Annotated in this window: 22 protein-coding genes; 13 read left to right on the top strand and 9 right to left on the bottom strand. The window is 68.1% G+C overall.

Annotated elements, in window-relative coordinates; genetic code table 11:
- The first annotated feature begins 6 nt into the window (after positions 1–6).
- Together AC10V3_RS27340 and AC10V3_RS27335 are read left to right on the top strand one after the other, a co-directional pair.
- Positions 7–1,611 (top strand): methyl-accepting chemotaxis protein, encoded by a 1,605-nt coding sequence (locus AC10V3_RS27340; RefSeq protein WP_490924299.1) that lies wholly within the window; start codon positions 7–9, stop codon positions 1,609–1,611.
- 192 nt (positions 1,612–1,803) lie between these two features.
- A complete protein-coding gene (locus AC10V3_RS27335; RefSeq protein WP_022538488.1) occupies positions 1,804–2,406 on the top strand; it encodes an HAD domain-containing protein in 603 nt (200 codons plus the stop codon).
- Between the two features lie 227 nt (positions 2,407–2,633).
- Here AC10V3_RS27335 and AC10V3_RS27330 read toward each other — a convergent pair whose 3' ends face one another.
- Complete coding sequence (locus tag AC10V3_RS27330) at positions 2,634–3,167, bottom strand: MgtC/SapB family protein (RefSeq protein ID WP_022538487.1); 534 nt, start codon at positions 3,165–3,167, stop codon at positions 2,634–2,636.
- A 130-nt stretch (positions 3,168–3,297) separates the two neighbouring features.
- On the opposite strand from AC10V3_RS27330, the gene AC10V3_RS27325 reads away from it, so the two are divergent.
- The gene (locus AC10V3_RS27325) at positions 3,298–3,666 is read left to right on the top strand and encodes a 5-carboxymethyl-2-hydroxymuconate Delta-isomerase (protein WP_022538486.1); all 369 of its coding nucleotides are present in this window, start codon (positions 3,298–3,300) and stop codon (positions 3,664–3,666) included.
- A 197-nt stretch (positions 3,667–3,863) separates the two neighbouring features.
- Here the strand turns inward: AC10V3_RS27325 and AC10V3_RS27320 are convergent, their stop codons facing one another.
- The 3 genes from AC10V3_RS27320 to AC10V3_RS27310 all read right to left on the bottom strand — a co-directional run bounded on the left by AC10V3_RS27320 (position 3,864) and on the right by AC10V3_RS27310 (position 5,961).
- Positions 3,864–4,844 (bottom strand): alpha/beta hydrolase fold domain-containing protein, encoded by a 981-nt coding sequence (locus AC10V3_RS27320; protein ID WP_490924298.1) that lies wholly within the window; start codon positions 4,842–4,844, stop codon positions 3,864–3,866.
- Between the two features lie 128 nt (positions 4,845–4,972).
- Entirely contained in the window at positions 4,973–5,431 is a 459-nt protein-coding gene (locus AC10V3_RS27315; RefSeq protein ID WP_490924297.1) for an HU family DNA-binding protein, read from the bottom strand.
- Between the two features lie 290 nt (positions 5,432–5,721).
- A complete protein-coding gene (locus AC10V3_RS27310) occupies positions 5,722–5,961 on the bottom strand; it encodes a hypothetical protein (protein ID WP_490924296.1) in 240 nt (79 codons plus the stop codon).
- A gap of 108 nt (positions 5,962–6,069) precedes the next feature.
- On the opposite strand from AC10V3_RS27310, the gene AC10V3_RS27305 reads away from it, so the two are divergent.
- The 3 genes from AC10V3_RS27305 to AC10V3_RS27295 are packed head-to-tail and all read left to right on the top strand — an operon-like array spanning position 6,070 to position 8,464.
- The gene (locus AC10V3_RS27305) at positions 6,070–6,432 is read left to right on the top strand and encodes a PepSY domain-containing protein (protein WP_490924295.1); all 363 of its coding nucleotides are present in this window, start codon (positions 6,070–6,072) and stop codon (positions 6,430–6,432) included.
- Positions 6,433–6,448: 16 nt separating this feature from the next.
- Positions 6,449–7,123, top strand: coding sequence for a response regulator transcription factor (locus AC10V3_RS27300; RefSeq protein WP_490924294.1), 675 nt, complete (start codon positions 6,449–6,451; stop codon positions 7,121–7,123).
- Positions 7,124–8,464 carry a sensor histidine kinase gene (locus tag AC10V3_RS27295; protein WP_490924293.1) on the top strand — a complete coding sequence of 447 codons (1,341 nt, stop codon included), beginning with the start codon at positions 7,124–7,126 and terminating at the stop codon, positions 8,462–8,464.
- 42 nt (positions 8,465–8,506) lie between these two features.
- On the opposite strand, the gene AC10V3_RS27290 is transcribed toward AC10V3_RS27295, so the two are convergent.
- Positions 8,507–9,004 (bottom strand): Mpo1 family 2-hydroxy fatty acid dioxygenase, encoded by a 498-nt coding sequence (locus AC10V3_RS27290; RefSeq protein ID WP_490924292.1) that lies wholly within the window; start codon positions 9,002–9,004, stop codon positions 8,507–8,509.
- Between the two features lie 231 nt (positions 9,005–9,235).
- Here AC10V3_RS27290 and AC10V3_RS27285 point away from each other — a divergent pair, with 231 nt between their 5' ends.
- The 5 genes from AC10V3_RS27285 (at position 9,236) to AC10V3_RS27265 (ending at position 14,570) form a co-directional block, all read left to right on the top strand.
- A complete protein-coding gene (locus AC10V3_RS27285) occupies positions 9,236–9,994 on the top strand; it encodes a Crp/Fnr family transcriptional regulator (RefSeq protein ID WP_022538478.1) in 759 nt (252 codons plus the stop codon).
- Between the two features lie 27 nt (positions 9,995–10,021).
- Positions 10,022–10,879 (top strand): arylamine N-acetyltransferase family protein, encoded by an 858-nt coding sequence (locus tag AC10V3_RS27280; RefSeq protein ID WP_490924291.1) that lies wholly within the window; start codon positions 10,022–10,024, stop codon positions 10,877–10,879.
- A 242-nt stretch (positions 10,880–11,121) separates the two neighbouring features.
- Positions 11,122–11,886 (top strand): SDR family oxidoreductase, encoded by a 765-nt coding sequence (locus AC10V3_RS27275; protein WP_022538476.1) that lies wholly within the window; start codon positions 11,122–11,124, stop codon positions 11,884–11,886.
- A gap of 96 nt (positions 11,887–11,982) precedes the next feature.
- Positions 11,983–13,749 carry a class I adenylate-forming enzyme family protein gene (locus AC10V3_RS27270; protein WP_022538475.1) on the top strand — a complete coding sequence of 589 codons (1,767 nt, stop codon included), beginning with the start codon at positions 11,983–11,985 and terminating at the stop codon, positions 13,747–13,749.
- Positions 13,746–14,570: an acid phosphatase gene (locus AC10V3_RS27265; RefSeq protein ID WP_022538474.1), complete on the top strand. Its 825-nt coding sequence runs from the start codon at positions 13,746–13,748 to the stop codon at positions 14,568–14,570. Before AC10V3_RS27270 ends, AC10V3_RS27265 begins: the two co-directional genes overlap by 4 nt.
- A 21-nt stretch (positions 14,571–14,591) precedes the next feature.
- On the opposite strand, the gene AC10V3_RS27260 is transcribed toward AC10V3_RS27265, so the two are convergent.
- The 3 genes from AC10V3_RS27260 to AC10V3_RS27250 form a co-directional block, all read right to left on the bottom strand.
- Positions 14,592–15,071, bottom strand: a complete 480-nt coding sequence (locus AC10V3_RS27260) for a CreA family protein (protein WP_022538473.1) — start codon at positions 15,069–15,071, stop codon at positions 14,592–14,594.
- 17 nt (positions 15,072–15,088) lie between these two features.
- Positions 15,089–15,574, bottom strand: a complete 486-nt coding sequence (locus AC10V3_RS27255; protein WP_041681765.1) for an acyl-CoA thioesterase — start codon at positions 15,572–15,574, stop codon at positions 15,089–15,091.
- Positions 15,575–15,739: 165 nt separating this feature from the next.
- The gene (locus AC10V3_RS27250; RefSeq protein ID WP_010814166.1) at positions 15,740–16,021 is read right to left on the bottom strand and encodes an HU family DNA-binding protein; all 282 of its coding nucleotides are present in this window, start codon (positions 16,019–16,021) and stop codon (positions 15,740–15,742) included.
- Between the two features lie 508 nt (positions 16,022–16,529).
- Between AC10V3_RS27250 and AC10V3_RS27245 the strand changes: the two genes are divergently transcribed.
- On the top strand, positions 16,530–17,732 hold the full coding sequence (locus AC10V3_RS27245; RefSeq protein WP_490924290.1) for an ammonium transporter: 1,203 nt from the start codon (positions 16,530–16,532) through the stop codon (positions 17,730–17,732).
- 218 nt (positions 17,733–17,950) lie between these two features.
- Complete coding sequence (locus AC10V3_RS27240; protein WP_490924289.1) at positions 17,951–18,781, top strand: mechanosensitive ion channel family protein; 831 nt, start codon at positions 17,951–17,953, stop codon at positions 18,779–18,781.
- 25 nt (positions 18,782–18,806) lie between these two features.
- Here the strand turns inward: AC10V3_RS27240 and AC10V3_RS27235 are convergent, their stop codons facing one another.
- The gene (locus AC10V3_RS27235; RefSeq protein ID WP_041681764.1) at positions 18,807–20,012 is read right to left on the bottom strand and encodes a Bcr/CflA family multidrug efflux MFS transporter; all 1,206 of its coding nucleotides are present in this window, start codon (positions 20,010–20,012) and stop codon (positions 18,807–18,809) included.
- Between the last annotated feature and the right edge of the window lie 5 nt (positions 20,013–20,017).

Raw genomic sequence — 20,017 nt, 5'->3', positions numbered from 1 at the left:
ATCTCCGTGTTGCAAGTCCTCAAGACAAGCCTGCCCGGCCGGGGCCCCGCCGCCGCGCCCGCGCGGCTGGGCCGCCTGCCGCTGGTGGTGCGCCTGTGTGCCGCCTTTGCCCTGGTCTACCTGTTCGGCGCCGCCGTCGGATTGACCGGCATCGCCAACCTGGTGTCGATCAAGGCACGCACCGATACCCTGTACCAGCAGGACATGCACGGCGCCGTCTCGGCCGAGCGCGCGCAGTCGGCCCTGGCCGGCCTGGGCCGCGCGCAGCTGGCGCTGACCATGGCCACCAGCAGCACCGAGCGCGATGCGGCCGCCGACGACATTGCCGGCGCGCTGGCGCAACTCGATGCCGCGCTCGCCAGCGTGCACCAGGCGGGCGCCGCGCAGGCACAGGTGCTGGCGCGCGAACGGCAGCGTACCGCCGAACTGATCCAGGGCTATGTCACGCTGCTGCGCAAGCAGCCACTCGATCCGCTGCAGTTCGACAGCGCGGTCTCGGTCGACAGGCACTTTGTCACTGAGCAATTGCAGTCGCTCAGCCGACAGGTGGAAGACGTGCGCCAGCTGCAGGAGAAAAAGGCCGCCGCCACCGTGGCCAGCGTGGCGGCCAGCCAACTGCGCGCGCAGGCGTGGATGGTGGCGCTGCTCGGTGCCAGCCTGCTGGCCGCCGCAGCGCTGGCGTGGGTCGCGGCGCGCAGCCTGCGCGCCGAACTCGGCGGGGAGCCGCGCGACGCGGCCGAGATCGCGCGCCGCATCGCCGCCGGGGACCTGACTGCCACCATCGCACTGCGCGCTTCGGACCGCAGCAGCATGCTGCACCACGTGGCCGGCATGCGTGACCAGCTCGCCGGCGTGCTGGCGCGCATCCAGGCCTCCGCGCACGAGATCACCGCCGCCAGCCAGCAGATTGCCGAAGACAACCAGGCGCTGTCGGCGCGCACCAACCAGCAGGCCCGCGCGCTCGACGCCACCACGGACAGCATGCAGACCCTGGCCGCGCGCGTGGCCGAGGCCCATGCGCAGGCCACCGAATCGAGCCAGATGGCCAGCCAGGCACGCGCGGCCACCGACGCCGGCGCCGACGTGGTGCAGCAGATGCGCGGCGCCATGGACGCGCTGCATGGCCACTCGCGCCATATCGCCGAGGTCGTCGGCGTGATCCAGGGCATCGCCTTCCAGACCAATATCCTCGCGCTCAATGCCGCCGTGGAAGCGGCCCGCGCCGGCCCCGCGGGCCGGGGCTTTGCGGTGGTCGCGCAGGAAGTGCGTGCGCTGGCGCAGCGCAGTGCCGATGCGGCGCGCGAGATCGGCGCCATCATCGGCACCGCCACCGACGAGATCGAGCAAGGCGCGCGCCTGAGCGGCAACGTGGTGGCGGCGATGGACCGCATTGCCGCCACCGTCGAGCACAGCCACACACTGGCCGAAGCGCTGCGCACCCTCGCCGACGAGCAGGCCGGCAGCGTGCAGGCGGCGGGCCAGTCGGTGTCGCAGCTGCGGCAGACGGCGCAGCAGAATGCGGCGCTGGTCGGCGAACTGGCGGACCAGGCAGCGCGGCTGGATCACCAGGCGGCGGCACTTGCCGACGATGTGGCGCGCTTCCGTTTCTAGCCTTTTGTGGGGAATGTGTCGGGTAGATGTGTCTGCATGAAACATCTGACATGCCGGGGTAACCGGCATTTACGTCTTGCTCGACAAAGTTACAGATATGTTTCAACTAGACGGGCGCCGGTTACGTGTCAGCCCCGTCCTGGCGGGTAATCTTGCCTCACACCAACTGATCTGGCACCCGCACAGGAAATCATGGCTGAACGAATCATCATGCTGGACATCCCCGGCGTCCTGTACTCCGACCGCTCCCGCGCCCGCCTCGGCGGCATCCCGGATTCGGGCACGGTGCGCGACGTCAGGTTTTTCGATCCCGTGGCACTGGGCTTCGTCCGCCGGCTGTTCGGCGTGGCCGGTGCGCGCGTGGTGGTGTCCGACGCCTGGCGCCGCGGCACGCCGGCTGCGATCCTGCAGCAGCTGGATCTGCAGGTCGAAGGCATGACGCCGCCGGCCGCAGGTGGCCACGGCGCTGAAATCGCCGCATATTTTGCCCAGGGCAACGCCCCGATCCACTACGTGATCATGTCGTGCGCGGCGCCGGAATCGATCCCTGAGCCGCAGCGCGCACACCTGGTGAGCGTGGACCCGGCCGTCGGCCTGACCGTCGAGAACTTCCAGCAGGCCCTCGATATCCTGGGCATTGCCTGCCCTTCCACCGTTGCGCCCGCACCGCGCCTGGACCCGGACCTGAAGGCGAAGCTCGCGCAACTGCAGCAACTGGCTCGCGAAAATCCTGAGCGCTTCAACAGCGCGGCGCGCGCCGGCAACGAGCTGGAACAAAGGCTGGCGCACGCCTAAAGCGCGTTGTTGCCACGTTGATACCGCCGCAGGACGAACGGGGCGCCGCCATGGCGCCCCGTTTGCATTGGCGCCTGCCCCAGCCAAAGGCGTCGTCGAGATACAGCATCAGCCGCGCGCCGGCATGCTCGACGGAGCACCTGCCGGCTGCGCCGTCTGGCAAGATCGCTGGCGCGCGCATCGAGGCCGCACTGGGTTCCCCAAAAGCCTGAACGGCGGCAGGCATCTCACGGCTCTTCATCGCCGCTGCGGTCGCGGGTCTTGCCGGGATCGGCCTCGTCCCGCTGCGCACGGTCCTCATGCTTGTGGCGCAGATCTGTGCCGTTGTGCCCCTCCAGCACCCGGTGCAGGGCCACTTCGAAACGTCCGCCGAGCCACAGCAGCGCCATGCCCAGCAGCAGCGCAGTTCCCGTGACCACGTAATACCCTGCCCCGGCCGCCGCGCCCAGCACTGCGGCCAGCCAGATCGCGGCGGCGGTGGTCAGCCCCTGCGGACGCGCGTGCGTGCCATGCTTGGCGATCACGCCCACCCCCAGGAAGCCAATACCGGTCAGCACCCCCTGCAGCACGCGCGACAGCGCATCCGGCGGATGCCCGCCCAGCGTCACCAGGCACACGGCGGTGGCCGCGCCGAGCGACACCAGACCGAGCGTGCGCATGCCGGCCGCCTTGCCGCGCAGGTTGCGGTCCAGCCCGATCAGGGCACCGGTCAGGAGCCCGGCAAGCAGGCGCAGCACGAGATCAAGGCTGAACATTTCCATGGTGTCTGGCCGACGCATGCGGGATCGTGTGACGACCATGTGAGCTTACTCCAGCGCAACGATCCCGTATCATGCTGGCTTGCGCCGGCACTTGCGCCGCCCACAGTCGACTATTGCTTAGAACGCCACCATGCCGCACCTCGTCATCGAACTCACCGAAAACACCCGCCTGAACTGCTCGCCGGACGAGCTGCTCGATGAAGCCAATGCGGCGCTGCTGGCCTCGGGGCAGTTCCAGGAGGCGGACATCAAGTCGCGCTGCATCACCCTGCAGACGTACCGGCAGGGCGTGGATGCCGTGGAGCGGGCATTCGTCCATGCGCGCTTGTCGATCCTTGACGGCCGCGACACTGCCGTGCGTCAGGCGCTGGCGCAGTCGGTGTGCGACGTGATTGCCGAAGCGGTGCGCACCGGCGCCGACGGCGGGCGGAACGTGCAGGTCTCGGTGGAGGTCTGCGAGATGGAACGCGCGACCTTCGCCAAGCAGGTGGTGGCCTGAGCCGCTGGCAAATGGCTGCCAAATAAAAAGCCCGCGACCATTGCGGCCGCGGGCGGAAGCTTCCGGGGAAGACGCCGGGAGCTGCGTCATGGGGAGCGCCCCCGCACCCATGACCTGACCGATTCTATGGGGGAGTCCGGGGCCCCCGTTTGACGTGGATTAAATCCGCGCCAGTTGGCAAAGCCCGGCGCGCCTCGTCATCCCGCATCCATCACTTCCTTCGCCGCATCGGCGGTATGCACCGCATGGGCGGCAGCGGCCGTGCCGGGCGAGTCATCTCGCCGCACCGCTTGCACGATCTGGGCGAATGCCGCGTCTGCCTCCGGCATCGGCAGCAGCATCCAGACGTGGAACATCCCCTCATATTCGAAATACTGCAGCGGCAGGCCCTGCTCCTGCGCCAGCTCGCGGAAGCGCCTGCAGTCCGGCAGCAGGATGTCGTGCGTGCCGATGAACAGGGTGGTCGGCGGCAGCCCGCGCAGCACGCCGCGCATCGGGCTGACCTGCGGCAGCGTCACCGGGTCGGCGCCGGCATAGACCCGCCCGCATTCGATGCCCCCGGGGCGCGACAGCATCGGGTCGAACGGTTCCAATGCATCGATACCCGGGTTCTCTCCGGTAGCGTCCAGGAACGGCGACAGCAGCACCAGGCGGCGCGGCAGCGGCTGGGCGCAGTCACGCAGCACCTGCGCCAACGCCAGTGCCATGCCGCCTCCGGCGGAGTCTCCCATCACCGTCAGGTCGGCATCCGGATAGCGCTGCTGCATGGCCTGCCACAGCGGCAGCATGGCGCCGAAAACATCGCGATGGGTGTGCTCCGGCGCCAATGGATAGATGGGCACCGTCACGGCGCAGCCGAGCGCGTCGACCAGCTTGCCGATGAAATCCCAGTGCTGGCTGACGATGTCGAACACGTAGCCGCCGCCGTGCAGGTACAGGATGTGGCGCGCTTTCCCCGAGGCCGCCGCGGCCCTGGGCTGCACGGTATAGACCGCCATCCCCCCCACCCGCTCCAGGCTGACCGCATGCCGGGCGCACAGGCGCTTTGAAGGAAAGGCCCGGCCGGCCTCGCGGCGCCGGTGGATTTCATCATGGAGCGCCTGCGCGCTGGCAAACCGCTGCTTGCGGCGCACCAGGCGCAAGACCATCCGCCACAGGCGGCATTGCAAACTGGGCATGTTCTCTCCCCCATGCGCCGGTCTGCGCCGGCGGCGACAGCATGTGCGCGCGGCACCAACGGTGCCGGCGCACAGAAAAAAAGGAGCCGGCAAGCGGCTCCTTCTTCATCAGGACAACGTGGCGCAGATCAGGCTGCGGCGTCCTTCAGCTTCTTCAGCGGACGGACCTTGACCTTGACGCTCGCAGGCTTGGCCGGGAACCAACGCTCTTCGCCCGTGAACGGGTCCTTGCCGAAGCGCTTCTTCTTGGCCGGCACTTGCTGGGCCGTGACCTTCAGCAGGCCGGGCAGCGTGAATTCGCCGGCGCCCTTCTTGTTCAGCGCGCTGACGATGGTGTTTTCCAGGTGGGCCAGCACCGTCTTCACGGCCTTGGCTTCCAGCTGGGTCTGGGCTACCAGGTGAGCGACCAGGCTCGACTTGTTGAAGGTGTCCTTCAGCGGGCGCGCAACGGGCGCAGCAGCGGGAGCAGCCTTCTTGACCGGCGCGGCCTTCTTGGCGGCAGCCTTTACGGGTGCCTTGGTTGCCGCGGCCTTCTTGGCAGCGGGCTTGGTTGCAGTCTTCGCGGTCGGTTTCGCTTTGGTCGCCATATCGATATACATGAGTTGAACAATGGATGCCGGCGGATCGTTTTGCATTGCTTGGCAGCGCTGCTGAATCGCCCTGTCGGCGCCCACTGAATCATAGCGGAAACAGCCGTAAGTCAAGGGGTTTTCGTGCATGCGAAACGCAAAACCCCGTGAAAACCCCGTGTTTTGTCGCGGCTTTGCCTCAGTGGAAACGCGAAGAAGGCCTACGTCCCCCCGCTTTCGTGTTTGCGGCGGCCGCGAAAACGCCCCGCGCGCAGTGCGATGCGATGCCGTAGCGCGGCGTTTTTCATTCACTCGCCCACGCAAAACGCGAGCAGCGGACCCGCAACCAGGGCGCCGAGCGCGATCATCGGCAGGCTCGCATCGGCATGCTGCCATGCGTGCCACAGCGCCGGCAGTTCGACCTGCATGCCGAAGATGCTCGCCACGGTCAGCAGCGAAAACGGCGCGGCGACGGCCAACGCCAACGTGCGCAGCCGTCGCGTCGGCGGCGATGGAAGATGGCGGGCGAGGGTCTGCGGGTGCGGCATGGCCGGGCTCCTTGGCTGGGATGGCGGCATTGTGGGCACCGGCAGCTGAACGCGGCCTGAGGCTTCCGTTCAGCCCGCGTTCAGGCTTTTTGATGCAAACTTCGAGCCATGAAGCGATACTCTGCGGCGCTGCTGCGCCGCCCTGCCCGCGTGCTGATGGCCGGCGCGCTCGCGCTGCTGGCGCTGGCGAGCGTGCCGGCCGCGCATGCCGACAAGGATGCCGACCGCGCCCGCGCGGCGGTACAGTCGGGCGAAATCCTGCCGCTGTCGCGCATCCTGGAGACCGTGTCGAGACAGTACGCGGGCGACGTGATCGGCGTCGAGCTGGACCGCGACGACGGCATCTGGCAGTACGAGGTCAAGCTGCTGCTGCCGGGCGGCTCGGTGGCCAAGCTCGAATACGACGCGCGCACCGCCGCCCTGCTCAAGGCCAAGGGCCGTGGGCTGGAAGAGGCGCGCAAGAAGCGGTGAGCGCAGGGAGACGCTGATGCGCATCTTGCTGGTCGAAGACGAACCCACCCTCTGCGCGCAGGTCCGCGCCAGCCTGGCCGACGCCGGCTATGCGGTCGACACGGCCGCCGACGGCGTGGACGCCTGCCACCTGGGCGAGCAGGAACCTTACGACGCCGTCATCCTCGATCTCGGCCTGCCGCGGCTGGACGGGCTCTCGGTGCTGCGCCGCTGGCGCGCCGCGCAGGTCAACGTGCCGGTGCTGATCCTGACCGCGCGCGACAGCTGGACCGAGAAGGTCGAAGGCATCGACGCCGGCGCCGACGACTATCTCGCCAAGCCGTTCCGCATGGAAGAGCTGCTGGCGCGCGTCCGCGCGCTGATCCGGCGTGCGCACGGCATGCCCACACCGGAGCTGCAATGTGGCCCCGTGCGGATGAATCCGCGCGCGGGCAGCGTCACCGTGGACGGCGTGCCGGTGGTGCTCACCTCGCATGAATTCCGCGTGCTGGACTACCTGATGCACCACCCCGGCGCCATCGTCAGCAAGACCACGCTGACGGAACATATCTACGCGCAGGACTTCGACCGCGACAGCAATACCATCGAGGTCTTTGTCGGCCGGCTGCGCCGCAAGCTTGGCGTGGACGTGATCGAAACCGTGCGCGGACAGGGCTACCGGCTGCGCCCGCCTGCCGGCACGCAGCCCTAGATGCCCGCCCGCCTGCGCCGCTCCCTCGCGCTGCGCCTGCTGGTGGTGGCCGCGATCTGGCTCGCCGGGGCGCTGGGCGTCAGCGGCTGGCTGCTGTCGACGCTGTTCGAGCGCCACGTCAACCAGACCTATGTACGCCAGCTCGACCACCAGCTGGCAAGCCTGGCCGCGGCGCTGGACTGGAGCGCCGACGGCAAGCTGGTGCTCACGCGCACCCCTGCCGATCCCCGCTACGAGCTGCCTTATTCCGGCGCCTACTGGCAGGCGCGCGCGCCCGGCGCGCTGCTGCGTTCGCGCTCGCTGTGGGATACGGAGATGCCGGTGATAGTGGAACGGCACGTGGCCGGCACCCAGGCCGACGTGCGTCCCGGTCCCAGCCACCAGTCGCTGCTGGTGGTGTCGCGGCGGCTGGTGCTGGCATCGTCCGACACGCCGGTGGATGTCTCCGTGGCGCTGGACCGGACCGAACTGCGCGCCGCGCGCCGCAGCTTCGACCGCACGCTGGTGTGGTCGCTGACGGCGCTGGGGCTGGGGCTGATGCTCGCCGTGGCCGCGCAGGTGAAGTTCGGGCTCGCCCCGCTGGCAGGGCTGCGCCGCGCACTGGGCGCGATGCAGGCCCGGCGCGAGGCGCGCCTGGGCGGCGCCTGGCCCACGGAAGTGGAACCGCTGGTGACCGAGATCAATGCCCTGCTCACGCGCAATGCGCAGGCGCTGGAGCGCTCGCGCGGACAGGCGGCGGACCTGGCGCATGCGGTCAAGACGCCGCTGGCGGTGCTGGCCAACGAGGCCGCGGCGCTGCCGGGCGCGGCTGCGCAAGCCGTTGCGGCGCAGGTCGAAGCGATGCGCCGGCAGGTCGACCGCCACCTGGCGCGCGCCCGTGCCGCTGGCGCTGCCGCGGCACGAGGCGTGCGCATCGACGCCGGCCCGGCCGTGCGGGAACTGACGCGCGCGCTGTCGCGGCTGCACGGCGAGCGCGCGCTGGCGCTGACGGTGGCGGGCGAAGGACACTTTGCCGGGGATCGGCAGGACCTGGTCGAGATGCTTGGCAACCTGCTCGACAACGCCTGCCAGTGGGCCCGCACGCGCGTGCAAGTCACGCTGCGCGAAGCGGATGGGGCGCTGGAAATCCTGGTGGAAGACGATGGCCCCGGCATGCCGCCACAGGCGCGCGAACTGGCCTCCGCACGCTTTGGCCGGCTGGATGAAACGGCTGCCGGCAGCGGGCTGGGCCTGGCGATCGTTACCGAGATCGCTGCGCTGTATGAAGGCAGCCTGGCGCTGGCCTCGAGCCCGCTGGGCGGGCTGGCGGCGCGCCTGCGGCTGCCGGCGGGACTGCCTTAGAGATTGCCTTAGAGATTGCCGTAGAGACTACCTTGGCGCGGCTCATTGCGTGCGGGCCGCCATGGCCTCGCGCGTATCGTGCGCCAGGCCCAGTGCAAAGGCGGTTTCGGCCACCAGGAACAGCGGGCCGATCAGCAGCCCGACCAGGTCATCGACAAAGGCCGGCTTGCGCCCCTCGTAGTAGTGGCCGACGAACTGGATGATCCAGCCCACCACGAACAACCCGATGCCGATTACCAGCCACCAGACGGTCGGCATTGCGGCAATCCGCGCACCGCCATAGAGAAACGCCGCCAGGATCGCCGCCATCGCCACCCCGAAGCCCAGCGACAGGCGCAGGTAGAACAGGCAAGACAAGATGTACACCAGCATCGCCGGCGTCAGGTAGGCCGAACCGTCGCCCAGCGCCATCGCCGGGCGTGCCAGCAGCGTCGTCACCGCCAGCACGATCATCGGGATGCCGATGAAATGCGTGAAGACGTTGCGCGGGTCGCGGTGGTAAGCGGCATAGTTGGCCAGGTGTTCGATCAGGGTTTTCACGGGGGCGTCTCCTTTGTGCGCGGGCGTGCGCGTCCGGCGCGGCGTTGGCGCCGGTCGCTGCCCTCCGCTGCTGCACGGCGTGCGCGATGTGGATTTATAGTAGTGGGCGCGTGCCGGCCAGGTCTGTCAGGTTTTTGACAGTCCGCTGCGCTACAGCATGCCGTTGCGTGTGCTGGCAGACACGCCGGCGCAAGCCCCCGCGCAAGCGGGATAACCAGACAGGAGACCGGCATGGGACTGGCGCCCCCTCCGCAACGCCCCCACGCGCATTCCGCCAACGCCGCGCTGCCCGGCACCGCATCGCAGCATGACGACCCGCTCGCGGCGGTGCGCACCGGCACCTGGTTCAGCCAGCTGCCACCAGCGCTGCAACAGGCACTGCTCGATGACGGCACCCTGCGCCGCCTGGTGCCGGGCGAAACGCTGTTTGCCCGCGGCGACCGCTTCGACGGCCTGTACTGTGTCGCCAGCGGCACCGTGCAGATCCACGCCAGCGGCGAATCCGGCAAGGCGGCGCTGCTCGGGCTGCTGGAGCCCGGCACCTGGTTTGGCGAGATCTGCCTGTTCGACGGCCTGCCCCGTACGCACGATGCTCGTGCGGTCAGCGCCACCACGCTGTGGCACGTGCCGCGCGCGCCGCTGGAACGGCGGCTCGCGCAGCAGCCGGCGTGGTGGCAGGCGTTTGGCCAGTTGCTGGCGGCCAAGACGCGCCAGGCCTTCGACTATGTCGAAGAGGCGCAGCTGCTGCCGCCGCCGGCACGCATTGCCCGGCGCCTGGCCGCGATCGCACGCGGCTACGGCAACCTGCCGGTGCAGGCGCATGCCGCGCAGCGCGTGCGCATCCCGCAAGAGCAGCTCGCGCAGATGCTCGGGCTGTCGCGCCAGACCGTCAACCACGCGCTGCGCGAACTGGAAGCACGTGGCCTGCTGCGGCTCGAATACGGCGGCATCGAACTGCTCGACCTGCCCGCGCTGGAAGCGCTCAACTGACCCATTCGCATCGGAGCCTCACACGCCATGATCTCGCTCGACGCGCCGCAACTGGACGCCTATCTCGCGCGGCTGGGCATCGCCGCCCCGCCCTCGCCCACGCTGGAAGCGCTGGATACCGTGCTGGCCGCGCACCTGGCCAGCATCCCGTTCGAGAATGTCGACCCGCTGCTGCGCCGGCCGGTGCGCATCGAGCTGGACGCGGTCTTCGACAAGCTCGTCACGCAGCGGCGCGGCGGCTATTGCTTCGAACTCAACACGCTGCTGGCGGCCGCGCTGACAGCGCTCGGCTACCCCGTGACGCCGCTGGCCGCGCGCGTGCGCTGGGGCATGCCGGAAGACGTGCCGACCGTCACGTCGCATATGCTGCTGCGCGTGGAAGTGGCGCATCAAAGCTATCTGGCCGATGTCGGCTTTGGCGGCCCCACGCCGTTCCGGGCGATGCCATTGTCGGCGCCCACCGATGACAGCTTTCCCTACCGGCTGGTCGCGTCTCCGTCCGAAGCGGCTGGCACCGCCTTCCACAGCTATGACCTCGAGGCGCGTGGCGATGCCGGCTGGATCAAGGTCTACCGCTTCGACCTGACGCCGCAGCCGTGGATCGATTTCGTGCCGCGCAACTGGTACATGTCGACGCATCCGGACAGCATATTCCTGCACCGGCTGATGGCCGCGCGCACCGACGGCGGTACGCGCGTGACGCTGGCCGATGGCGACCTGGCCGAGCGCGATCCGGACGGCACGGTGCGGCGCCAGCGGCTGGAAACGCCCGAGGCCGTGCTGCAGGTGCTGTCGGCGCGCTTCGGCCTGCAACTGGACGATGTGCTGCGCCGCGAGCTGATGGCCGCCCTGCCGCCGCTGCTGGCTGGCTCCACGTCCCCCTGAAGCGCCTGATCCGCACCGGCGTTCCGCTGTGCGGCATGCTGCCATGCACGGCGCGCATTGCCCTCAGAAAGAATACTGATATGGCTCGCGCGCGCCCCCTGGGGCTGTGGACTGGGTGCACAGGCGCCACCATAATGTCCCGTCGATGCCGCCCGCGTGGCGCATCGCCAGGACAACAGCGCGGCACATGCCGCCTGCACAAAGCCGGCCCCTGATGCCGGCGCAGCCATACAGGAGACTCCATGTCATTGTTCGATCTGACGGGCAAGGTTGCCATCGTCACCGGCTCCTCGCGCGGCATCGGCCGCGCCATCGCCGAGCAGATGGCCGTACAGGGCGCCAAAGTCGTCATTTCTTCGCGTAAGGCCGAGGCCTGCCAGGAAGTGGTGGACGCCATCAACGCCCGCCACGGCGACGGCACCGCGATCGCGGTCCCCGCCAATATCTCGTCCAAGGATGACCTGCAGCACCTGGTCGACGAGACCAACCGCGTGTTCGGCAAGATCGACGTGCTGGTCTGCAATGCCGCTTCCAACCCGTACTACGGGCCCATGAGCGGCGTGACGGACGACCAGTTCCGCAAGGTGCTGGACAACAACGTCATCTCCAACCACTGGCTGATCCAGATGGTGGCGCCGCAGATGATCGACCGCAAGGACGGCTCCATCATCATCGTGTCGTCGATCGGCGGCCTGCGCGGCTCGCCCACCATCGGCGTGTACAACATCTCCAAGGCCGCCGACTTCCAGCTGGCGCGCAACCTGGCGGTCGAGTTCGGCCCGCACAACGTGCGCGTGAACTGCATCGCGCCGGGGCTGATCAAGACCGACTTCGCGCGGGCGCTGTGGGAAGACCCGGAGCGCTACAAGCAATCCACCCAGGGCGCCCCGCTGCGCCGCATCGGCGAGCCGGTCGAGATCGCCGGCGCAGCCGTCTACCTGGCCTCCGCAGCCAGCACCTTCATGACCGGGCAGGCCCTGGTCGTCGACGGCGGCGTGACCATCTGAGCTTCTGACGCAAGCGTTGCGCGGACGCCGGCGAGACCGGCGCCCGCCGCTTTCCTGCATTTCCCTCAACCTGCAGTGCAGTTCCGGGAGGCAGTCATGTCGAGCAATCCGCAAGTGGCCGGCAGCTGGCCGGTCATGTCCCTGGCCGAGGCCCACGCCCGGCTTACCGCGCCCGGCGCGCCGTTCGAAACCGAAACGCGCACGATCCGCGGCATCCCCACCAAGGTCTGGAAAAACGCCCCGCACACGCTGCGCGAGCTGTTCCTGGCCACGCGCGCCTTTGCCGACCGCACCTTCGTGGTCTATGAGGACGAGCGCGTTTCCTACGATGCCTTCCAGCGCGCCGCCATTGCGCTGGCCCATGCGCTGGTGCGCGACGGCGTGCGCAAGGGCGATCGCGTCGCAGTGGCCATGCGCAACCTGCCGGAGTGGCCGGTGGCGTTCTACGGTGCGCTGCTCACCGGCGCGATCGTGACGCCGCTCAATGCGTGGTGGAGCGGAGCGGAGCTCCAATACGGCCTGGCAGATTCCGGCAGCCGCGTGGCCATCGTCGATGCCGAACGGCTCGACCGGATCCTGGAGCACCTGCCGGCCTGCCCGGCGCTGGAACGCGTCTACGTGTCGCGCGCCGGCGGCACGGTGGCCGAGGCGCGCGTGGTGCCGCTGGAAAACGTGATCGGCCCCCCTGTTGCCTGGGCAACGCTGCGGGACCAGGCACCACCACAGGTCGAGATCGATCCGGAAGACGACGCCACCATCTTCTACACCTCGGGCACCACCGGCAAACCCAAGGGCGCGCTCGGTACGCACCGCAATTCTGCTTCGGTGGTCGCCGCCGGCAGCTTCAGCGTGATCCGCAACCTGCTGCGCCGGGGCGAGCCGATCCCCGCGCCCGACCCCGCCGCACCGCAGAAGGCCGCGCTGCTGGCAGTGCCGTTCTTCCATGTCACCGGCTGCATGGCGGTGCTCAACGGCGCGCTGGCGACCGGCGCCAAGATCGTGCTGATGCACCGCTGGGACGCACTGCGCGGCATGGGGCTGATCGAGCGCGAGCGTTGCACTTCGGCCGGCGGCGTGCCCACCATCGCGTGGCAGATCCTGGAGCATCCGGAGCGCGCGCGCTTCGACCTGTCGTCGCTGGAGAACGTCAACTATGGCGGCGCGCCGGCTTCGCCCGAGCTGGTGCGGCGCATCCGCGAGGTCTTTCCGCAGGCCGCGCCAGGCATTGGCTGGGGCATGACGGAAACCTCGTCGACCTTTACCAGCCACAGCGCGGAAGAGTACGAGATGCGCCCGGACAGCAGCGGCCCGGCCTTGCCGATCGGCGAAATGAAAGTCGTCGACGGACGCGGCGATGCGCTGCCGCCAGGCGAAACCGGCGAGCTGATGGCGCGCGGCGCCAATGTCGTGCGCGGCTACTGGAACAAGCCCGAGGCCACGGCGCAGACCTTTGTCGACGGCTGGCTGCGCACCGGCGATATCGCCCGGCTGGACGAGGAAGGCTACGTCTATATCGTCGACCGCATGAAAGACATGCTGATCCGCGGCGGCGAGAACATCTACTGCATCGAGGTGGAAAGCGCGCTGTATGAGCATCCCGCGGTGGTGGACGCGGCCGTGGTTGGGCTCGCACACCGGACGCTGGGCGAAGAACCCGCCGCGGTGGTCAGCATCAAGCCCGGCATGCAGGCGACCGAAGCCGAGCTGCAGGAGTTCGTGCGCAAACGGCTGGCGGCGTTCAAGGTGCCGGTGCGCATCCTGGTGTTCCCGGAGATGCTGCCGCGCAATGCCAATGGCAAGATACTGAAGTCGAACCTGCGCAAGCTGTTCGATGCCACCAACAACAAGGACACGACCAATTGAATCGAGCCCCATTGCATCCGATGCGGCAAATCGCCGCCGTGGCACTGGCCGCGCTGCTCGCGGGCTGCGCGGCCGGCGGCACCAACCTGTCCGCGGTGCCCGAGTTGCGCCCGGGCGTGCCGGCCGGCTACCTGGCGGCCGAAGCGCGCCCTGACAGCCTGAAGCTGCTGCCCACGCCGCCGGCGCAGGGTTCGGCGGCCCTGGCGATGGATGAGGATGCGGCGCGCCAGGCCGGCACGCTGCGCGGTTCGCCGCGCTGGCAACTGGCCAGCGACGATGCCGTGCTGAAATTCCCGCAGGCAGCCACGGCGTTCTCGTGCGCGCTCGGCGTGCCGGTCAGCGAGAAGGACACGCCCTACCTCTACATGCTGCTGCGCCGCAGCCTGGTCGATGCCGGCCTGTCCACCTACGGCGCCAAGAACCGCTACCAGCGCACGCGCCCGTTCGTCGCCAACAAGACGCAGATGTGCACGCCGGCCGAAAGCGCCCACCTGGAAAAGGACGGCTCCTACCCGTCCGGCCACAGCGCGATCGGCTGGGCCTGGGCATTGATCCTGGCCGAGGTCGAGCCGGAGCGTGCCAATGACATCCTGGCGCGGGGGCGCGCGTTCGGCCAGAGCCGCGTGGTGTGCAATGTGCACTGGCAGAGCGATGTCAACGAGGGCCGCATGATGGCCGCGGCCACCGTGGCGCGGCTGCATGCCGACCCGGTGTTCCGCGCCGACCTGGAAAAGGCCCGCCAGGAAGTGGCCGCGGTACGTGCAAGTGGCGCCCGCCCGGCACGCGACTGCCAGGCGGAAACAGCGGCGCTGGCGCCCTGAGCGGCGCGCTGCCGGGGCCTGTTACTTGACGGGGATCACCGTGCCGGCCGGCACCGGCACGGCCGTCACGCTGTTCTGCGGGCTGCCGCTGACGATGCGGTCGGAATACGTCAGGTACACCAGCGTATTGCGCTTGCGGTCGACCGCGCGTACCACGTGCAGCGTCTTGAACAGGATCGACATGCGCTCCGAGAAGACGTTGTCCTGCTGCTTGAGCGGCGCCTTGAAGGCGATGGTGCCGACCTGCCGGCAGGCGATCGAGGCCTCGGGCGGATCTTCTGCCATGCCGAGCTGGCCCTTGATGCCGCCGGTGCGGGCGCGCGACACGTAGCAGGTCACGCCGTCCACCTGGGGGTCGTCATAGGCTTCGATCACCACCTTGTCGGAGCCGGTCATGCGGAAATTGGTGCTGACGCTGCCAATCTCCTCGGCCTGCGCGCCTGTCGCCGCCGCCACGCAGGCGGCCGCGGCCAGGATGGTACGGATGCGATTGGACTTCATGGCTGGGCCCGCGCTCCTCAGGTCACTGACGTCTTGATGTCGTCGTGGCGCTTTTCCATTTCCTGGCGCAACGCGCGGCGCTGCTGCGCGGCGGCAAAGCGCTGGCGCTCCACCTCGTCGCGCGGCTCCAGCGGCGGCACCTCGGCGGGCGATCCGTTGTCATCCACGGCCACCATGGTGAAGTAGCAGCTGTTGGTATGCCGCACCAGCTTGCTGCGGATGTTCTCGGTCACCACCTTGATGCCGATTTCCATCGAGCTGCGGCCGGTGTAGTTGACCGAGGCCAGGAAGGTCACCAGCTCACCCACGTGGATGGGCTGGCGGAACACCACCTGGTCGACCGACAGCGTGACCACGTAGCGCCCGGCGTAGCGGCTGGCGCAGGCGTAGGCGACCATGTCCAGGTACTTGAGGATGGTGCCGCCGTGGACGTTGCCGGAGAAATTGGCCATGTCCGGCGTCATCAGCACGGTCATGGAAAGCTGGTGGGACTGGTCGTTCATGATGCGGAGTCGGGGATTGCGGGGGCTGGATGGCCGGGGCGGCACTGACGACGACCCGGGCGCGCCGGCAGTTTAACCCGAGCGCAGCGGCACTGGTGTGCCCAGGCGGCCCCAAAAGAAAAAGCGGCCTGCCAGGCCGCTCTTCTAGCTGTGGACGCAGACCGCTTACTTTTTCTTGTTCACGGCGTCCTTGAAACCCTGTCCGGCAGAGAACTTGACCGTCTTGGCGGCCGGGATCTTGATGGTTTCGCCGGTACGCGGGTTGCGGCCGGTACGGGCGGCGCGCTTGCCGGCGCTGAAGCTGCCGAAGCCCACCAGCGTCACCGAGTCACCCTTGGCCACTGCCTTCTTGATACTGTCCAGCGCTGCGTTAAGCGCACGCTCGGCAGCGGCATTGCTCAGTTCTGCTTCCGCGGCAATGGCCGATACCAGTTCACCTTTATTCATGGCTGATTTCCCTTGTTGGTCGTCGTCACCGATGAGCTGGCCTGGCGGCAAGCCATCGATCGGCGCAGTCTAATCTGCCCTTCGCGCGTTGAGCAATCCCCAGTGGCACCAATGCAACGAAAAAACCCGCAAATCCTTGATTGAGGCCGGTTAGCGGGCAATTTCCCACTCTTTTTCCGCTTGCCAGCGGCGCGATTTCCCGGGCTGTAGCGTTTGCCTGGGAATCTCGGCTGCGACTGCCACGACCGTCCCTACCCGCGATGGAACACATGCCCACTCTTGGGGCGCTGCACCACAACGGATCAGCCAGACCTCGCACCAAGGCTCCATTCTGGCGCATTCCAGGCCCCGCCGACCAGCCGTTTCCGATTTTCACCCCGTCTCCGCAAGCTTGCCACGCGGCATTCCGGTGCGGTTTTGCTCAGGAAGGTGCAATGAGCACCAGGATGCAGCGAAAGCTGGAATGCTTTTTGCATACCCACGCTCCCATTTTGAGCATGAGGTGACTATGGACAACTGGAAGACTGGCACCGACGCCATGTTTATACTGCTTGGCGCCATCATGGTGCTGGCCATGCACGCCGGCTTTGCCTTTCTCGAACTGGGCACGGTGCGCAAGAAGAACCAGGTCAATGCGCTGGTGAAGATTCTGGTGGATTTTGCGGTTTCGACAATCGCCTATTTCTTTATTGGCTACACCATCGCCTATGGTGTGCAATTCATGGCCGGCGCAGAAACCCTGGCCCAGAAAAGCGGTTACGAACTGGTCAAGTTCTTTTTCCTGGCGACATTTGCCGCGGCCATTCCGGCGATTATCTCGGGCGGTATTGCCGAGCGTTCGCGCTTCAATCCGCAATTGGTCGCCACCTTTGTGCTGGTGGGCTTTGTCTATCCGTTCTTCGAGGGCATAGCCTGGAACCAGCGCTACGGCATCCAGGACTGGATCACGCGTGTGACCGGCGCGCCGTTCCACGACTTTGCCGGCTCCGTGGTAGTGCATGCGGTGGGCGGCTGGATCGCACTGCCCGCGGTGCTGCTGCTGGGCGCACGGCGCGGGCGCTACCAGAAGGATGGCCGCATCAGCGCCCATCCGCCGTCGAACATCCCCTTCCTGGCGCTGGGCGCCTGGGTGCTGGCGGTGGGCTGGTTCGGCTTCAACGTGATGAGCGCGCAGACGGTCGACAAGATCAGCGGCCTGGTGGCAATCAATTCACTGATGGCGATGGCCGGCGGCACGCTGGCGGCCTGGGCGGCCGGGCGCAACGATCCCGGCTTTGCCTACAACGGCCCCTTGGCGGGGCTGGTGGCCGTGTGCGCGGGCTCGGACCTGATGCACCCGCTGGGGGCGCTGATCACCGGCGGTGTGGCCGGCGCGCTCTTTGTCTACCTGTTTACGCTGGCGCAGAACAAATGGCATATCGATGACGTGCTCGGCGTGTGGCCGCTGCACGGCCTGTGCGGCGCCTGGGGCGGCATCGCCGCGGGCATTTTCGGCGCGAAGGCGCTGGGCGGGCTGGGCGGCGTGTCGCTGGGCGCGCAGGCGCTCGGCACCACGCTCGGCATCGCGATTGCGCTGGCCGGCGGCACCCTGGTATACGGCACGCTGAAGAAGCTGGTGGGCATCCGGCTCGACGCCGAGGGCGAATTCAATGGCGCCGACCTGACGCTGCATCGGATTTCCGCGACACCGGAGCGTGAAACCAACTGGTAATCCCGGCGGGACGGCCAGATTCAGACAGGCAAGCTGCCCGGACGCAGCTTGCCTTCACAATTATTTGCTTGCACTTCCCCGCACGGCGTTCCAATAATTGCCGTGCCCTCGTATTGCGCCGCGTCAGCGCGCAGGGCTTGCACCCAGTAGCCGGCAGAATCGGTATGGATGTTGCCGCCGGCAGCCGGGCGGACTCCCCAAACCGAAAGGAAACGCCGATGGAAGCCACCACGCTGGACAACCTCAAGACCCTGGTTGTCGCCTATGCCACTGAGTTCGGGGTCAAGATCCTCGCCGCCCTCGCCTTCTGGGTCATTGGCCGATGGCTGATCCACTTTGTCGTGCGCATGGTGCAGAACGCGCTCGGCAAGCAGAAGGTCGATCCGACGCTGCTGCGCTATGTCGGCTCGATCGTCACCGTGACGCTGAACGTGGTGCTGGTGATCGGCATCCTCGGCTACTTTGGCATCCAGACCACCACCTTTGCGGCACTGATTGCCGCCGCCGGCGTGGCCATCGGCATGGCTTGGTCGGGCCTGATGTCGAACTTCGCCGCGGGTGCGTTCCTGGTGGTGCTGCGGCCGTTCAAGGTCGGCGACTTCGTCACCATCGGCGGCGTCACCGGCACGGTGCGCGAGATCGGCTTGTTCGCGACCTCGCTGGACACGCCCGACAACGTCCAGACCGTGGTCGGCAACAACAAGATCTTCAGCGACACCATCCAGAACTTCACGGCCAATGCGTTCCGGCGCGTGGAACTGAAAGCGCAGCTGGCGGGGAGCACCGACGTGGCCGAGGCGGTGGCGCTGTTGAAGGAGCGCATCGCACAGATCCCCAACGTGCTGGCCGAGCCCCCCGTCGACGTGGAGATCCTGGAGTTCACGCTGGTCGGCCCGGTACTGGCGGTACGCCCCCACTGCCACAACGACCACTATTGGCAGGTCTATTTCGACACCAACCGCGTCATCCGCGAATGCTTCGGCCAGGCCGGCTATGCCGCGCCCATGCCGGCGCACATGGTGGTGGTGCAGCAGGCCGCGGCGGCCTGAGGCTGGCCAACGTCGGCGGGCGGCATCAGCGCGTGCCAGAGCGGCCGTAATGCCGCATCAGCACCGCGCCGATACCGCATACCGCCATCACCACCGCCAGCGGCAACGCGGTGCCGTCGCGCCACACGCTGACGGCACCACCGCCCAGCGTGCCCAGTGAAAACTGCAACGTGCCCATCAGCGCCGAGGCTGTGCCGGCGCGATGGCCCTGGTGCGCCAGCGCCAGCGCCGACGCATTCGGGGTGACACAACCCAGTGCCGCAATAAAGACGAAAAAACCGGCCAGCAGCACCGGCAGCACGGCCACGCCCGCGAGCGCCGCGACAGCCAGCCCGATCCCTGCCGCGCACGCCCCCAGCAGCGCGCGCCCCAGCACATGGTCGAGCGAGCGGCCGCGCACCAGCCGGCCATTGAGCTGCGACATCGCGATCAGCCCCAGCGCATTGGCGCCGAACACAAAGCCGTAGTGCGACGCCGCGATGCCATGCAGCTCGATCAGCACGAACGGCGAGCCGGAGATATAGGCGAACATGCCCGCCGAGCCGAAGCCGGCTGACAGCGAATAGCCCAGGAATTCGCGGTCGCGCAGCAGTTCGGCATAGCTCCTGGCCACGGTGCCGAGCCGCAGCGGCGCCGCACGGCTGTGGTCCAGCGATTCCTCCATGCGCCAGTGCACCAGCAGCAGGATCATGGTCCCGGCCGCCGCCAGCACCCAGAAGATCGTGCGCCAGCCCGACGCCGTCAGGATCGCCCCACCGAGGATCGGCGCGAGGATCGGCGCCAGCCCCATCACCAGCATCAGCGACGAGAACGCGCGCGCGGATTCATGCGCCTCGAGCCGGTCGCGAATCACCGCGCGCGCCATCACCATGCCCGCGCAGCCGCCCAGCGCCTGCAGGAAGCGCCACAGCATCAGCGACTCCACGTTGCGCGCCAGCGCGCAACCAACGGCGGCCACCACATAGAGGCCCAGCCCGACATACAGCGGCGGCTTGCGCCCGAAACGATCGCTGAACGGCCCGTAGAACGCCTGCCCCAGCGCCAGCCCCACCAGGAAGGTGCCGAGCGTGAGCTGCACCTGGCCGATGTCCACGCCGAGATCGCCGGCCAGCGACGGGAAGCTGGGCAGGTACATGTCGATCGACAGCGGCGCGATCGCCATCAGCGAGCCGCAGATCAGCAGCCAGGCGGGAAAGCGCGCCGGCGAGGCAGCGCTCGGAGAACGAGACATGGAAG

The organism is Cupriavidus sp. PB-02 (genome assembly GCF_058252315.1).
The sequence above is the reverse complement of the archived record's forward strand: the minus strand, read 5'-3'. Positions and strand labels throughout refer to the sequence as shown.

Bases quoted from the DNA above. Each gene is read 5' to 3' on its own strand.
- AC10V3_RS27335 (WP_022538488.1), top strand. From the start codon at position 1,804: ATGGCTGAACGAATCATCATGCTGGACATCCCCGGCGTCCTGTACTCC.
- AC10V3_RS27330 (WP_022538487.1), bottom strand. From the start codon at position 3,167: ATGGAAATGTTCAGCCTTGATCTCGTGCTGCGCCTGCTTGCCGGGCTC.
- AC10V3_RS27325 (WP_022538486.1), top strand. From the start codon at position 3,298: ATGCCGCACCTCGTCATCGAACTCACCGAAAACACCCGCCTGAACTGC.
- AC10V3_RS27320 (WP_490924298.1), bottom strand. From the start codon at position 4,844: ATGCCCAGTTTGCAATGCCGCCTGTGGCGGATGGTCTTGCGCCTGGTG.
- AC10V3_RS27315 (WP_490924297.1), bottom strand. From the start codon at position 5,431: ATGGCGACCAAAGCGAAACCGACCGCGAAGACTGCAACCAAGCCCGCT.
- AC10V3_RS27310 (WP_490924296.1), bottom strand. From the start codon at position 5,961: ATGCCGCACCCGCAGACCCTCGCCCGCCATCTTCCATCGCCGCCGACG.
- AC10V3_RS27305 (WP_490924295.1), top strand. From the start codon at position 6,070: ATGAAGCGATACTCTGCGGCGCTGCTGCGCCGCCCTGCCCGCGTGCTG.
- AC10V3_RS27300 (WP_490924294.1), top strand. From the start codon at position 6,449: ATGCGCATCTTGCTGGTCGAAGACGAACCCACCCTCTGCGCGCAGGTC.
- AC10V3_RS27295 (WP_490924293.1), top strand. From the start codon at position 7,124: ATGCCCGCCCGCCTGCGCCGCTCCCTCGCGCTGCGCCTGCTGGTGGTG.
- AC10V3_RS27285 (WP_022538478.1), top strand. From the start codon at position 9,236: ATGGGACTGGCGCCCCCTCCGCAACGCCCCCACGCGCATTCCGCCAAC.
- AC10V3_RS27280 (WP_490924291.1), top strand. From the start codon at position 10,022: ATGATCTCGCTCGACGCGCCGCAACTGGACGCCTATCTCGCGCGGCTG.
- AC10V3_RS27275 (WP_022538476.1), top strand. From the start codon at position 11,122: ATGTCATTGTTCGATCTGACGGGCAAGGTTGCCATCGTCACCGGCTCC.
- AC10V3_RS27270 (WP_022538475.1), top strand. From the start codon at position 11,983: ATGTCGAGCAATCCGCAAGTGGCCGGCAGCTGGCCGGTCATGTCCCTG.
- AC10V3_RS27260 (WP_022538473.1), bottom strand. From the start codon at position 15,071: ATGAAGTCCAATCGCATCCGTACCATCCTGGCCGCGGCCGCCTGCGTG.
- AC10V3_RS27255 (WP_041681765.1), bottom strand. From the start codon at position 15,574: ATGAACGACCAGTCCCACCAGCTTTCCATGACCGTGCTGATGACGCCG.
- AC10V3_RS27250 (WP_010814166.1), bottom strand. From the start codon at position 16,021: ATGAATAAAGGTGAACTGGTATCGGCCATTGCCGCGGAAGCAGAACTG.
- AC10V3_RS27245 (WP_490924290.1), top strand. From the start codon at position 16,530: ATGGACAACTGGAAGACTGGCACCGACGCCATGTTTATACTGCTTGGC.
- AC10V3_RS27240 (WP_490924289.1), top strand. From the start codon at position 17,951: ATGGAAGCCACCACGCTGGACAACCTCAAGACCCTGGTTGTCGCCTAT.
- AC10V3_RS27235 (WP_041681764.1), bottom strand. From the start codon at position 20,012: ATGTCTCGTTCTCCGAGCGCTGCCTCGCCGGCGCGCTTTCCCGCCTGG.